Origin of the sequence: Bacillus badius NBRC 15713, from assembly GCF_001591605.1 — a bacterium.
In the GTDB taxonomy this organism is placed as follows: domain Bacteria; phylum Bacillota; class Bacilli; order Bacillales; family Domibacillaceae; genus Pseudobacillus; species Pseudobacillus badius.
On sequence record NZ_BCVF01000001.1, the window covers coordinates 205,458 to 218,435 of the forward strand.

The 12,978-nt window shown below is 44.8% G+C and carries 14 protein-coding genes; all 14 read left to right on the top strand.

Annotated features, from left to right (window positions below; all coding sequences use genetic code 11):
• Positions 1–35 precede the first annotated feature (35 nt).
• The 14 genes from rpsA to ndk all read left to right on the top strand — a co-directional run bounded on the left by rpsA (position 36) and on the right by ndk (position 12,304).
• A complete protein-coding gene (gene rpsA, locus BBA02S_RS01095; RefSeq protein ID WP_041096981.1) occupies positions 36–1,184 on the top strand; it encodes a 30S ribosomal protein S1 in 1,149 nt (382 codons plus the stop codon).
• Positions 1,185–1,310: 126 nt separating this feature from the next.
• On the top strand, positions 1,311–2,360 hold the full coding sequence (gene fni / locus BBA02S_RS01100) for a type 2 isopentenyl-diphosphate Delta-isomerase (RefSeq protein ID WP_041096979.1): 1,050 nt from the start codon (positions 1,311–1,313) through the stop codon (positions 2,358–2,360).
• Between the two features lie 166 nt (positions 2,361–2,526).
• Positions 2,527–3,837: a ribosome biogenesis GTPase Der gene (der, locus tag BBA02S_RS01105; protein WP_041098166.1), complete on the top strand. Its 1,311-nt coding sequence runs from the start codon at positions 2,527–2,529 to the stop codon at positions 3,835–3,837.
• Between the two features lie 20 nt (positions 3,838–3,857).
• Complete coding sequence (locus BBA02S_RS01110; protein ID WP_041096977.1) at positions 3,858–4,907, top strand: NAD(P)H-dependent glycerol-3-phosphate dehydrogenase; 1,050 nt, start codon at positions 3,858–3,860, stop codon at positions 4,905–4,907.
• Between the two features lie 228 nt (positions 4,908–5,135).
• Positions 5,136–5,333, top strand: a complete 198-nt coding sequence (locus BBA02S_RS01115; RefSeq protein ID WP_041096975.1) for a DUF2768 domain-containing protein — start codon at positions 5,136–5,138, stop codon at positions 5,331–5,333.
• 23 nt (positions 5,334–5,356) lie between these two features.
• Positions 5,357–6,064, top strand: coding sequence for a hypothetical protein (locus tag BBA02S_RS01120; protein ID WP_041096973.1), 708 nt, complete (start codon positions 5,357–5,359; stop codon positions 6,062–6,064).
• A 146-nt stretch (positions 6,065–6,210) separates the two neighbouring features.
• The gene (gene spoIVA, locus BBA02S_RS01125) at positions 6,211–7,689 is read left to right on the top strand and encodes a stage IV sporulation protein A (protein WP_041096971.1); all 1,479 of its coding nucleotides are present in this window, start codon (positions 6,211–6,213) and stop codon (positions 7,687–7,689) included.
• Between the two features lie 269 nt (positions 7,690–7,958).
• The gene (locus BBA02S_RS01130; protein ID WP_041096968.1) at positions 7,959–8,231 is read left to right on the top strand and encodes an HU family DNA-binding protein; all 273 of its coding nucleotides are present in this window, start codon (positions 7,959–7,961) and stop codon (positions 8,229–8,231) included.
• 207 nt (positions 8,232–8,438) lie between these two features.
• Positions 8,439–9,005, top strand: a complete 567-nt coding sequence (gene folE / locus BBA02S_RS01135) for a GTP cyclohydrolase I FolE (RefSeq protein WP_041096966.1) — start codon at positions 8,439–8,441, stop codon at positions 9,003–9,005.
• A gap of 22 nt (positions 9,006–9,027) precedes the next feature.
• Positions 9,028–9,255 carry a trp RNA-binding attenuation protein MtrB gene (gene mtrB, locus BBA02S_RS01140; RefSeq protein ID WP_041096964.1) on the top strand — a complete coding sequence of 76 codons (228 nt, stop codon included), beginning with the start codon at positions 9,028–9,030 and terminating at the stop codon, positions 9,253–9,255.
• A gap of 12 nt (positions 9,256–9,267) precedes the next feature.
• Complete coding sequence (locus tag BBA02S_RS01145) at positions 9,268–10,068, top strand: heptaprenyl diphosphate synthase component 1 (protein ID WP_041113312.1); 801 nt, start codon at positions 9,268–9,270, stop codon at positions 10,066–10,068.
• A 3-nt stretch (positions 10,069–10,071) separates the two neighbouring features.
• Positions 10,072–10,779 (top strand): demethylmenaquinone methyltransferase, encoded by a 708-nt coding sequence (locus tag BBA02S_RS01150; RefSeq protein ID WP_041096960.1) that lies wholly within the window; start codon positions 10,072–10,074, stop codon positions 10,777–10,779.
• A gap of 18 nt (positions 10,780–10,797) precedes the next feature.
• The gene (hepT, locus tag BBA02S_RS01155) at positions 10,798–11,760 is read left to right on the top strand and encodes a heptaprenyl diphosphate synthase component II (RefSeq protein WP_041096958.1); all 963 of its coding nucleotides are present in this window, start codon (positions 10,798–10,800) and stop codon (positions 11,758–11,760) included.
• A 97-nt stretch (positions 11,761–11,857) separates the two neighbouring features.
• Positions 11,858–12,304, top strand: a complete 447-nt coding sequence (gene ndk / locus BBA02S_RS01160; protein ID WP_041096956.1) for a nucleoside-diphosphate kinase — start codon at positions 11,858–11,860, stop codon at positions 12,302–12,304.
• Positions 12,305–12,978 lie beyond the last annotated feature (674 nt).

The following is a 12,978-nucleotide window of genomic DNA, read 5'->3' on the forward strand; positions in this document are numbered from 1 at the left end:
AATGTAAAGCAGTTCTGTATTAAGGAGGAGTACATATGACAGAGGACATGAATCAAGTAGAAGTGAACAATTACGCAGTGGGCGATAAAGTGCAAGCAACTGTAGTAAAGGTGGAAGAAAAACAAGTTCAGGTCGAAATTGAAGGAAGCAAAAAAGACGGTATCATCCCAATCAGCGAACTGTCCAGCCTTCATGTTGAAAAAGCTACTGACGTAGTAAAAGAAGGCGACAAGCTTGAGCTCCAAGTAACAAAGGAAGAGGATGACCTCTATGTTCTTTCCAAGCGAAAAGCAGATGCCGAAAAGGCCTGGGAAGAAATGCAAAAACGCTTTGAAAACGGAGATGTATTTGAAGCGGAAGTCAAAGAAGTGGTAAAAGGCGGTCTTGTGGTTGATCTCGGGATTCGCGGCTTCATCCCTGCCTCTTTAGTTGAAGATCATTACGTAGAGGATTTTGAGGATTACAAAGGAAAAACAATGAACTTTAAGATTGTTGAGCTTGACCAGGAGAAAAACCGCTTAATTCTGTCTCACCGTGCTGTAATTGACCTGCAAAAGTCAGCAAACAAAAAGAAAGTCCTTTCCGAAATTCAAGCAGGCGACGTTCTTGAAGGGAAAGTTCAACGCCTTACTGATTTTGGCGCGTTCGTTGACATTGGCGGCGTAGATGGTCTTGTTCACATTTCTCAATTGTCACATGAGCATGTAGAAAAGCCGTCTGACGTAATCCAGGAAGGCCAGGAAGTCAAAGTGAAAGTCTTATCTGTAGACCGTGACAGTGAAAGAATTTCCTTGTCCATTAAAGAGACGCTTCCGGGACCTTGGGCAGATATTGCTGAGAAAGCTCCAGTGGGCGCTGAGTTAACTGGCACAGTGAAACGTCTTGTATCTTACGGAGCATTTGTGGAAGTTTTCCCGGGAGTAGAAGGGCTAGTTCACATCTCGCAAATTTCTAACCGCCACATCGGTACTCCTCATGAGGTTCTGAAAGAAGGAGAGGAAGTAAAGGTGAAAGTGCTTGATGTTAATGAGGAAGAAAACCGCCTTTCATTGACAATGAAGCCATTTGACGAAGAGCCGGCAGTAGAGGAAAACGAATCTTACAGCATGCCTGAAGAAAATACCGGCTTTCAGCTTGGTGAAATGATTGGCGATAAGCTGAAAGGATTAAAGCGGGGCGAATAAAAAGAGCATATAGGCAGTCTGCTCTTTTTAACAGGGTCAATATAGAAGAAGCTAAGTTCGGATCTGTTTAAATAGATCCGTTCTTCTGCTTTTTGAACCTATAGTATAAGAAAACGGTGATGAATAGTGACGAGGGCACAAAGAAAACGGGATCATATTAAGTATGCGCTTTCAACCGGCCAAAGCAGGCGGACCGGCTTTGATGATATCGAATTTGTCCATCAGAGCCTTCCGGACACATCGCTAGCAGAAGTATCGATTCAAACAAAGATTGGCGGACTTTCATTAAGTTCGCCGATTTTTATCAATGCGATGACGGGCGGCGGGGGAAAAGACACGGAGAGGATCAATGGTCAGCTGGCTGTGGCGGCAAGAGAGGCAGGAGTAGCGATGGCGGTCGGTTCTCAAATGTCCGCCTTGAAAAACCCCGAGGAAAGACAGTCGTTTATAATCGTTCGCAAGCTGTATAAGGAAGGAATCATTTTTGCCAATCTTGGCAGCGAAGCAACGGTGGAACAAGCGGAGGCAGCGGTGCACATGATTGAAGCCGATGCGCTGCAAATCCATTTAAATGTTATTCAGGAATTAACTATGCCGGAAGGGGATAGGAGCTTTAAAGGGGCGCTTGAACGAATTGAACGGATTGCCGAGAGGCTGCCTGTACCCGTGTTTGTGAAAGAAACCGGCTTTGGCTTAGGAAGAGAAGCGGCAGAAAAGCTCGCAAAGTTGCCCGTTGCTGCAATGGACGTGAGCGGATTCGGCGGCACTAATTTTGCTGCTGTGGAAAACAAGCGCCGGGCAAATAAGCTGGACTATTTTAGTCACTGGGGGATTCCAACTGCTGCAGCTATTATAGAATGCGCCGCAGTGGACGGCGGGCCGGATGTGATTGCTTCCGGCGGACTTCAACACAGCTTGGACGCCGCCAAGTCGCTCGCCCTTGGAGCGGCAGCGGCGGGAATGGCCGGTACCTTTCTCAAGGTGTTGATGGACGAAGGGCCAGAAGCTTTAAGAGATGAATTGTTTGCTGTACATAATGACCTCAAGCTGATTATGTGTGCGGTTGGCGCCAGGCGCGTGACGGATTTGCGACAAGCTCCTCTTATTATTAAGGGAGAAACTTTTCACCGCCTGCATGTTCGCGGATATGAGCCGGCAGCCTTTAGCCAAAGATAGAAAAGCAGCGGTTATTTTCAAAAACACAGGATTATAGTTGCTTGCCATCTGGAATATTGATAAAATGAACGAGTTCAGAAAAGCCCTTCTCCTGCTAGAAGGGTTTTATTTGTACGGATGGAGAAGCTAGAACAGAGAGAATGTATGCATGGAAAGGGTGAACCAAATGGTGAAACCAGTTGTCGCGATTGTCGGCCGTCCGAACGTCGGAAAATCAACCATTTTTAACCGGATTGTCGGTGAAAGAATTTCAATTGTTGAAGATGTTCCAGGGGTTACGAGAGATCGCATATATAGTACAGGTGAGTGGCTCAATAATGAATTTAATATTATTGACACTGGCGGAATTGACCTTGGAGACGAACCGTTTCTAGAGCAAATTCGCCAGCAAGCAGAAATTGCTATTGACGAAGCAGATGTCATTGTTTTTTTAACAAGCGGCCGCGAAGGAGTCACAACAGCGGATGAGGAAGTGGCGAAAATACTATACCGCTCGAAGAAGCCCGTAGTATTAGCCGTTAATAAAGTGGATAATCCCGAAATGAAAAGCCAAATTTATGATTTTTACGCCTTGGGCTTTGGCGAGCCGTTTCCGATTTCTGGTGCGCATGGGATCGGGCTTGGAGATATGCTTGACGCTGTAGTCGGTCATTTTCCGGATGCCGAATCAGAAGAATACGATGAGGATGTCATTAAGTTTTCCTTGATCGGCCGTCCAAATGTCGGGAAATCCTCCCTGGTAAATGCTTTGCTCGGGGAAGACCGGGTCATTGTTAGCGATATTGCAGGAACGACAAGGGATGCCATTGACTCGCCTTATGAGTATGAAGACCAGGAATATGTCATTATTGACACGGCCGGTATGCGCAAAAAAGGAAAAGTCTACGAAACGACGGAGAAATACAGTGTGCTTCGTGCGCTTCGTGCCATTGAACGTTCAGACGTGGTTCTTGTTGTATTGAATGCCGAAGAAGGCATTCGGGAACAGGATAAACATATTGCCGGCTACGCCCATGAAGCTGGACGGGCTGTGATTATTGTCGTCAATAAATGGGACGCAATTGAAAAAGACGAAAAAACGATGAAGGAATTTGAGGAAAAAATCAGAAGCCATTTCTTATTCCTTAGTTATGCACCAGTCGTCTTTCTTTCAGCTAAAACGAAGAAGCGGGTACATACGCTCCTTCCAGTGATTAACCAGGTCAGCGAGAATCACAGCATGCGCGTTCAATCGAGCGTCTTGAATGATGTGATCATGGATGCGGTAGCCATGAACCCGACACCTACGGATAAAGGCAAGCGCTTGAGAATTTATTATGCAACCCAGGTAGCGGTCAAGCCGCCGACCTTTGTTGTCTTTGTGAATGAACCAGAATTGATGCACTTCTCTTATGAGCGCTTTTTGGAAAATCGCATTCGTGAAGCGTTCGATTTTGAAGGAACGCCGATACGTATCCTTTCACGGGCCCGAAAATAAAGAAAAGCTGGTGAATATTCATGAGAAATAAAGAGAACATTGCAATGCTTGGCGCAGGCAGCTGGGGAACCGCACTCGCTATTGTCCTTGCTGATAACGGCCATGAGGTTTGTCTGTGGACAAAAAATGAAAACCGTGTAGAAGAAATCAATGAAAAGCATACGAATCTGCAGTACTTGCCGGAGATTCAGCTGCCTGAAACTATACGGGCTTCGAGCTCAATAGAAACGGCATTAAGAGGGACAGATCTAGTGGTGCTCGCTGTTCCAACGAAAGCGATCCGTGAAGTGCTTCAGTTAATCAAAAGCGTCCGGAAAGAGCCGTTTACAGCTGTTCATGTAAGCAAAGGAATCGAACCGGACACACTGATGCGGATATCAGAAATGATCAGAGAAGAACTGCCGGAGGAGCTCTGCAAGGACATCGTCGTACTTTCAGGTCCGAGCCATGCCGAAGAAGTGAGCTTGCGCCATCCGACGACAGTAACCGTATCTTCAGATAATATTGATGCTGCGGAAAAGGTTCAGGACATTTTTATGAATCAGCATTTTCGGGTGTATACCAACCCGGATGTGATCGGCGTTGAAATTGGAGGGGCATTGAAGAATATTATTGCCCTCGCAGCCGGTATTTCTGATGGTCTTGGATATGGGGATAATGCAAAGGCCGCTTTAATTACGAGGGGACTGGCAGAAATTGCTCGGCTTGGCACTAAAATGGGGGCTGATCCGCTTACTTTCTCCGGCTTGACGGGGATCGGTGATTTAATTGTGACATGTACAAGCGTCCACTCACGGAATTGGCGTGCTGGGAATATGCTTGGAAAAGGGCAGAAGCTTCAAGACGTTCTTGACAATATGGGAATGGTGGTAGAAGGTGTGCGAACCACAAGAGCTGCCCGGCAGCTTTCACTGAAATATGGAGTGGAGATGCCTCTCACCGAAGCCCTGTATCAAGTTTTATTTGAAGGGAAAGATCCTAAAACAGCGGTGGACGAGTTAATGGCCCGGATGAAAACCAATGAAATGGAAAGTTTGGTTGACATCATTGACCGCAATCAAGAGAACTAGCTAACGGGCGTTTGTATAATCACCGTTTAGACTGCAGTCATATAATGAAATGAATAAGCCAGCACTTAATAAATTGGCGGCCGTTACAGCTAAAGCAGCTTTTGCTGCTTTGGCTCTTTTTATGCGGCTGGATGGTCTGTGTTATGTTATAATCATGACGAAAAGAAGAGAGGCTTCGGCGGGAGCTTCCAAGGTAGAATGATCGATCAAGGAAAGGGGCAATAGAAGATGTCAGCATCCATGATGAATATGTGGATCTCTTTTATAGGAATGGGTTTAATGATCCTATCGGTTTTTGCCATCTATGTAAGCCGTTATAAATTAAAAAATGGTTTTTTGAAAGCCATCTCTGCTCTTATAGCTTATGCTTGTATGATTATTGGCGGATTGATTATGGTGTATATTGTATTCAGCGGTCCAGCTTGAAGATTGAAGGAGAGAGTCAGCGAATGAAGAAACTAGCAATTGTGCTTATCGTCACCCTTGTATCTGCTTTTATGAGCGGCTGTATGTTCCCGGATGACCAGCGCGCAGAAAATAAAGTGCCTTATGAGGATCAAATTCGGACGGTTCAATCGGCAGTTGATCAATTCAAAGAGGCAAATGGCGGAATCTTGCCGATTAAAACAAAAGAGGCGGATACTCCGCTTTATGAAAAGTATCCAATAGATTTTAAGAAAATTGCACCGCAGTATATGGCTGAACCTCCGGGGAATGCCTTTGAGTCAGGAGGCGTTTTCCAATATACGCTCGTGGATGTTGAGAAAAATCCAACGGTTAAACTAATTGATTTGCGCATGGCTGAGCAAATCAGAGACGTTCAATTGCGCATTCGGTCGCAAGGGTATCCCCCTTTTAAAGATAAAATCGCCAATAATGTATTTTCATTAGACTTCAAAAAGATTGGCTTTAAAGAAGAGCCTTATGTTGTCAGCCCGTATACCCAGCAAAATTTGCCGCTTGTCATCTCAGGTGATGGCCGGATTTATGTAGATTACAGCAGCGATTTATATGCAGCGCTAAAAAAATCCAAAGCAGAGGCAAAGCAAGGGGAAGATATCCGGACATTGCTCTTGGAGGATTCGCCGTTTGCCCCTGGATTTTCCCTTCCTTATACGGTAAATGACAAAAATGAGCCGATTTTTATGGTTAAGTAAAGAGAAGCCGTCCATTTATTGGATGGCTTCTTTTATTTTGTAGGAATATTTTTCAGTCATATAAAAGCAGGACAACATCATACAATTTACTGTAGGAACGATACCGCTAATAAAAAAAGCAAACAATAAAGTCGGGAGGGAATTTCTTGGAAAAAGCAGATATTTTTAAAGATATAGCTGAACGGACGGGTGGAGATATCTATTTAGGAGTTGTCGGGGCGGTCCGTACGGGGAAATCCACGTTCATAAAAAAATTTATGGAACTGCTAGTTCTTCCTAATATAGACAACGAAGCGGAAAAAGCGAGAGCGCTTGATGAATTGCCGCAGAGCGCAGCAGGCAAACAAATTATGACAACTGAGCCTAAATTTGTGCCCAATCAGGCCATTTCTATAAATGTGGATGAAGGACTTTCAGTAAATGTGAGGCTTGTTGATTGCGTTGGTTATGTCATTGAGGGCGCCAAAGGGTATGAAGATGAGAATGGACCGCGAATGATTCATACGCCTTGGTTTGAAGAACCGATTCCTTTTCATGAAGCGGCGGAAATCGGGACGCGCAAAGTGATTCAGGAACATTCCACCATCGGCGTACTGATCACGACTGACGGAACGGTTGGGGAAATTCCAAGAGCTAATTATTTAGAAGCGGAAGAGCGGCTTGTAGAGGAATTGAAAGAAGTCGGGAAACCGTTCATTATGATTGTGAACTCGGCGCGTCCTCATCATGCCGAGACAGAAAGTCTTCGAGAAAGCCTTGCTGAGAAATATGATATTCCAGTAGTTGCCATGTCAGTTGAGAGTATGAGAGAAACAGATGTTATGAGTGTCCTGCGTGAAGCTTTATTTGAATTTCCGGTGCATGAGGTGAACGTGAACCTGCCGGGATGGGTCATGGTGCTGAAAGAAAATCACTGGCTGCGCGGCCATTATCAAGAGGCTATTAAAGAAACCGTGCAGGATATTAAACGCCTTCGGGATGTTGACCGGGTGATCGGACAGTTTGATCAATATGAATTTATTGAGAATGCCGGCTTGGCAGGAATGGATATGGGGCAAGGTGTGGCAGAAATCGATTTGTTCGCCCCGGATGAGCTGTATGACCGGGTGTTGAAGGAGATTGTTGGGGTGGAAATCCGCGGGAAGGACCACTTGCTTGAATTAATGCAGGAATTTGCCAATGCTAAAACGGAATATGACCAAATTGCCGACGCCTTGCGCATGGTGAAACAGACAGGGTACGGCGTGGCAGCCCCATCGCTGACGGATATGAGCCTGGATGAGCCGGAAATCATCAGGCAAGGCTCACGCTTTGGAGTAAGATTAAAAGCGGTCGCTCCGTCTATCCATATGATTAAAGTGGATGTAGAATCTGAATTTGCTCCAATTATCGGAACAGAAAAGCAAAGCGAGGAGCTTGTTCGCTACTTAATGCAGGACTTTGAAGAAGATCCGCTTTCGATCTGGAATTCCGATATCTTCGGACGGAACTTGAGCTCTATTGTAAGAGAGGGGATTCAGGGCAAGCTTTCGCTTATGCCGGAAAATGCAAGATATAAGCTGAAAGAAACATTAGAGAGAATTATCAACGAAGGATCAGGTGGCATGATTGCCATTATTTTATAAGTATTTATTTGCGGACTTCCTTTAATGGCAGGGGAGTCTTTTTTGTTTTTTTGCCCCAAACCTAGAAAGAATGAGAATTATTAAGGGATTCTGCTTGATATGGCATTTCTTATGTGATAATCTTTTAACAGAATTAATGTGTGAAAACATTGATTTAAAAGCTTTTCTCATTTTCTATGTATAAAAAATGAGAAAAAAGCTCAGGAATGAAAGTAATGGTAGATGATACAGACTTTCGTTGAAACCCCCTTTGGGAGGAGGTGAATGGCATGAACAAAACAGATTTAATTAATCAAGTTGCAGAAACAGCAGAATTATCCAAAAAAGATGCTACTAAAGCGGTTGAAGCCGTCTTTGATGCCATCCAAAACTCATTAGCAAGCGGAGACAAAGTTCAACTGATTGGTTTCGGAAACTTTGAAGTACGTGAGCGTTCTGCACGCAAAGGGCGTAACCCGCAAACTGGAGCAGAAATCGAAATCGCAGCGAGCAAAGTACCTGCATTTAAACCAGGGAAAGCTTTGAAAGATGCGGTTAAATAACTACATAGCCTAACGGCTACAAGAGAGGCCTTTTTGGCCTCTCTTTTTTATATGGCGAGGCTTGCGCCGGCGGATGTTTCTTGACAGATTCAGAAAAGGAAGCGTAAATCTGCCGTCATGCTGAACAGGCGCTTCCGCTTTTCGTTCAGTTATGCTACTATTTAGTGAGTGTTTTAATTTTACGATGGATAGAGAGGATTGTAGAGGATGGCTGAAGTGAATCGTGCTCAAATTGAAGAAGCAGTTCGTATGATTTTGGAGGCAGTCGGAGAAGATCCAAACCGTGAAGGATTAATTGATACACCTAAGCGGGTAGCTAAGATGTATGAAGAAGTTTTCTCCGGTTTAAATAAAGATCCAAGAGAGTATTTTGAAACGATTTTTGGAGAAGATTACGAAGAACTCGTGTTGGTGAAAGACATTCCTTTTTACTCTTTGTGTGAACATCATCTAGTTCCTTTCTTTGGGCATGCCCATGTGGCATATCTTCCGAAGAATGGCAAAGTAACGGGACTAAGTAAATTGGCAAGAGCAGTGGAGACAGTAGCCAGACGTCCTCAATTGCAGGAACGGATTACGGCTGAGGTGGCCGATGCCATCATGGAGAAGCTCCAGCCGCATGGTGTAATGGTAGTGGTGGAAGCAGAACATATGTGCATGGCTATGCGCGGAGTGAAAAAGCCAGGGGCTAAAACGGTGACAACGGCGGCGCGCGGCAAGTTTGCTAACGATGTTCATTCACGCTCAGAGCTATTAAATTTAATTAAAGGCTGACGGAAGAGAGGTTGAGGGTCGAATGAAGAATAATCAGAATGACTTTATTATGATCCGTGCAGTTGAAGACGGAGTGAATGTGATTGGTTTAACAAGAGGATCCGATACCCGCTTTCACCATTCGGAAAAGCTGGATAAAGGAGAAGTCATGATCGCTCAATTCACGGAGCATACTTCGGCCATTAAAATTCGCGGCCGCGCTAAAATTGTTACAAGTTTCGGTGAAATGGAAAGCGGAAATGAAGCGTAAGGGGTATACGAGATGAATGAATGGCTTGAAAAAAAAACAATGATCAAAAAAGAAGTGCAGCAGTGGCTTTCTTATCCGTATTTAAGAAAGTTTATTGAAAAGCCGGAGATAGATGAAGTGCGGCTGCTCGCTTTAATGCTGCCTTTTACGAAAGAACAGCTGTCGTTGAACGAAACGGTAAAATATATTACAACAGCCACCTTAATTCAAATCGCCCTTGATACCCATGAAAAAGTAACGGCTTCATCGAATGAGATTGCAATTGATCAACAGCTGACTGTGCTTGCCGGTGATTATTTTAGCGGACTATATTATCAAATCCTGGCGGAATTAAAGGATATTCGAATGATTCGTGCGCTTTCCGATGCGGTGAAAAGCATTAATGAAAATAAAATTGTCCTTTATCAGCAGGAGCACCAATCTATAGAGTCATTAATGGCCAGCGTCTGTAAAATTGAAACGGAAATTGTCGAACGCTTTTACACAGCTTTCCGTTTTCAATCGGCTTTCCCGCTTGTTTCCCGCTTGCTTTTTGCCAAACGCCTGTTGCGGGAAAAGCAGAGCTTTCTCGAGAGTGGACACGCCTTGACTGCTCAAGCGATCGCAAGCTTAGTGCACCGGCAAGAGGGTCCTGCTGTATTGCTGGATAACGGTTCGAGAATTGTGCAAGTGTACGACCGGTATATCGATCAAGCCAAAGAAGAAGCAGAGAAGATGTTAGACTACCGGAGTCCGGCTCATTTCGGGGAGCAGTTATATGGCAGGCTGTATAATGAGGTCTTTAGAAACAAAACATATGCGGAAGAAGGTTAAAGAATGCAACAAACGAAAGAAGAAAAAGTCCATGGCGTGTTCGAAAAAATTTCCTCTAATTACGATCATATGAATTCTTTAATCAGCTTTCAACAGCATAAGCGATGGAGAACGAACACGATGAAAAAAATGAATGTCCCTAAGAAGGCTTCCGCCTTGGATGTATGCTGCGGAACAGGGGACTGGACGATCGCTCTGGCCGAGGCTGTCGGGCCGGAAGGACGAGTAGTCGGACTCGATTTCAGTCAAAATATGCTGAATGTTGGCAAACAGAAAATAGAGGAAGCTGATTTAGAACAGGTGAAGATGCTCCAGGGAAATGCCATGGAACTTCCATTCGATGATCATACGTTTGACTATGTGACCATTGGTTTCGGGCTTCGCAACGTTCCGGATTACATGCAGGTACTTCAGGAAATGCATCGTGTGTTGAAACCGGGAGGGATGGCTGTGTGCTTGGAAACTTCCCAGCCGACCATGCTCGGCTTCCGGCAACTATATTTCTTATATTTTCGTTTTATCATGCCGCTGTTTGGAAAATTGTTTGCGAAAAGTTATAAAGAATATTCCTGGCTTCAGGAATCTGCCCGCGATTTCCCCGGAATGAAAGAATTAAAGCAAATGTTTGAACAGGCAGGGTTTGTCGATGTCAGCTATATATCGCATACCGGCGGTGTAGCAGCAACCCATATTGGTTTTAAACAAAAGTAAATAAGCTGGGTGGAAAACATGAAGTTAACTATGCTGTATTCGTTTCTAAAAGCGGATATTGACTTAATCGAAAAAGAATTAGAACGGGCGATCTCCTCTGCTTCTCCTTCATTGCGGGATGCATCGCTTCATTTGCTGCAGGCAGGCGGGAAACGGATTCGGCCGATTTTTGTCCTGCTTGCTGCTAAATTTGGCGAATACAACATTGAGCGGGTAAAGAATATAGCGGTGGCCCTCGAGTTAATTCACATGGCTTCACTTGTTCATGATGATGTAATTGACAATGCGGAACTCCGGCGCGGCCAGCCGACGGTTAAAGCAGAATGGGATAACCGGGTGGCGATGTACACGGGCGACTATATTTTTGCCAGGGCACTTGAGTATATGACAGACATTGAGAGTGTCGAGGCTCACCAGATTTTGTCGAATACGATGGTGGAGCTATGCATTGGTGAAATTAATCAAATTAAAGACAAATATTGCTTCGATCAAAATTTGCGGGACTACTTGCGGAGAATTAAACGCAAGACAGCGATCCTGATTGCCGCGAGCTGTCAAATAGGTGCCATCTCTGCCAATGTCCCGAAAGCCGTTCACGAAAAGCTGTTTCAATTCGGCTACAATGTCGGCATGGCTTTTCAAATCACGGACGATATACTTGATCTGACAGCTACAGAAGAAGAGCTAGGCAAACCAGCGGGGAGCGATCTTTGGCAAGGGAATGTGACGCTGCCTGTTCTGTATGCGTTGGAGAATGAAGAGATGCGTGAAAAGATCATCCGAGTGAATAAAGATACGGTCAAAGCGGATATAGATGAAATTATCGGCTGGATCAAGCAAAGTGATGCGATCGACCGTTCACATGCGCTCAGTCAGCGTTATTTAAGCCGGGCATTGGATATACTGGATGATCTGCCGGCTAATCGCACGAAAAAATCACTTCGGGATATTGCCAGATTCATCGGCAAACGAAAATATTAGTTTTTTTAGTGGAAACGTTGTCAACTTGTCCAATCAATGGTACTATTTTTAAGGATTGTTATTAAAAAATTTAATACATATCATAGGAGTGACTACAATGGAAAAAACATATTTAATGGTTAAACCTGACGGTGTGCAAAGAGGCCTAGTCGGCGAAATCGTTGCCCGTTTTGAAAAGAAAGGTTTTCAATTAGTTGGCGCTAAACTGATGAGCGTTTCCAAAGAAACAGCTGAACAGCATTACGCAGAGCACAAGGAGCGCCCTTTCTTCGGGGAGTTAGTAGACTTCATCACTTCCAGCCCTGTATTTGCTATGGTATGGGAAGGCGAAAATGTGATTGCTACAGCCCGCCAAATGATGGGAGCAACAAACCCTAAAGATGCAGCGCCTGGCACAATCCGCGGCGACTTCGGCGTAACTGTCGGCAAAAACATCATTCATGGCTCTGACTCTCCTGAGAGTGCAGAAAGAGAAATCGCGATTTTCTTCAAAGAAGAAGAGTTAACAACTTACAACAAACAAATCAACGAGTGGGTTTACTAAGAAAAACAAAAGTGTCTGTTTGGCCTTTAGGGGCTGGGCTTTACACCTAGATAATGAAGAAAAGCTGCTGTCGGAGGACAGCAGCTTTTAGTTTGCCGGCAAAAGGGGTTCGGAAGGAATGTCCGTTTAATTAACCTCACTGGATTAACGCTTAGGCGGCCTGCTTCCGGCTACAACTCTTCTACTAAGTCATCAATAAAAGCGATATCCATCATTGCTGCCACTTGACGAACCAGATGATTTTTTGGCACAAGCTGGTCTAGAGCGATCCGATCTATTTGGTCCTTTGGATGGAATCGTGTTTCGAAAGCCTCTTCCTCACCTCAAGCATTTTGTACAGCTGCCCGACCTTTGCAACCTCTGTTGATTGAAATGGAAGGTGCGCAGACTCCTTCGGGATCAGCGGGATAGGTGAGACCCCGCAGGCGCTTTGGCGGCGAGAAGGCTCATTGCCCGCCCCGCGGAAAGCGAAGCGCCTGGGATGGAAATCAACAGTCCTCATCTGCAAGCAAAATAAAAAGTACGGCTGGCTTTTCATTCAGCCGCTTGATTGGTCATGAGGATCTCATTTTCAAACAGACAGGGCTATACGGCTAAATTCTTTTAGTGCACTTTGTTGATTGAAATGGAAGGCGCAAAGACTCCTTCGGGATCAGCGGGACAGGTGAGACCCC

What these genes read in the sequence shown, in the direction of transcription:
- mtrB (WP_041096964.1), top strand. Translation starts at nt 9,028, where the DNA reads ATGAAGAATAATCAGAATGACTTTATTATGATCCGTGCAGTTGAAGAC.
- rpsA (WP_041096981.1), top strand. Translation starts at nt 36, where the DNA reads ATGACAGAGGACATGAATCAAGTAGAAGTGAACAATTACGCAGTGGGC.
- hepT (WP_041096958.1), top strand. Translation starts at nt 10,798, where the DNA reads ATGAAGTTAACTATGCTGTATTCGTTTCTAAAAGCGGATATTGACTTA.
- der (WP_041098166.1), top strand. Translation starts at nt 2,527, where the DNA reads ATGGTGAAACCAGTTGTCGCGATTGTCGGCCGTCCGAACGTCGGAAAA.
- folE (WP_041096966.1), top strand. Translation starts at nt 8,439, where the DNA reads ATGGCTGAAGTGAATCGTGCTCAAATTGAAGAAGCAGTTCGTATGATT.
- BBA02S_RS01120 (WP_041096973.1), top strand. Translation starts at nt 5,357, where the DNA reads ATGAAGAAACTAGCAATTGTGCTTATCGTCACCCTTGTATCTGCTTTT.
- BBA02S_RS01130 (WP_041096968.1), top strand. Translation starts at nt 7,959, where the DNA reads ATGAACAAAACAGATTTAATTAATCAAGTTGCAGAAACAGCAGAATTA.
- BBA02S_RS01150 (WP_041096960.1), top strand. Translation starts at nt 10,072, where the DNA reads ATGCAACAAACGAAAGAAGAAAAAGTCCATGGCGTGTTCGAAAAAATT.
- BBA02S_RS01115 (WP_041096975.1), top strand. Translation starts at nt 5,136, where the DNA reads ATGTCAGCATCCATGATGAATATGTGGATCTCTTTTATAGGAATGGGT.
- BBA02S_RS01110 (WP_041096977.1), top strand. Translation starts at nt 3,858, where the DNA reads ATGAGAAATAAAGAGAACATTGCAATGCTTGGCGCAGGCAGCTGGGGA.
- ndk (WP_041096956.1), top strand. Translation starts at nt 11,858, where the DNA reads ATGGAAAAAACATATTTAATGGTTAAACCTGACGGTGTGCAAAGAGGC.
- BBA02S_RS01145 (WP_041113312.1), top strand. Translation starts at nt 9,268, where the DNA reads ATGAATGAATGGCTTGAAAAAAAAACAATGATCAAAAAAGAAGTGCAG.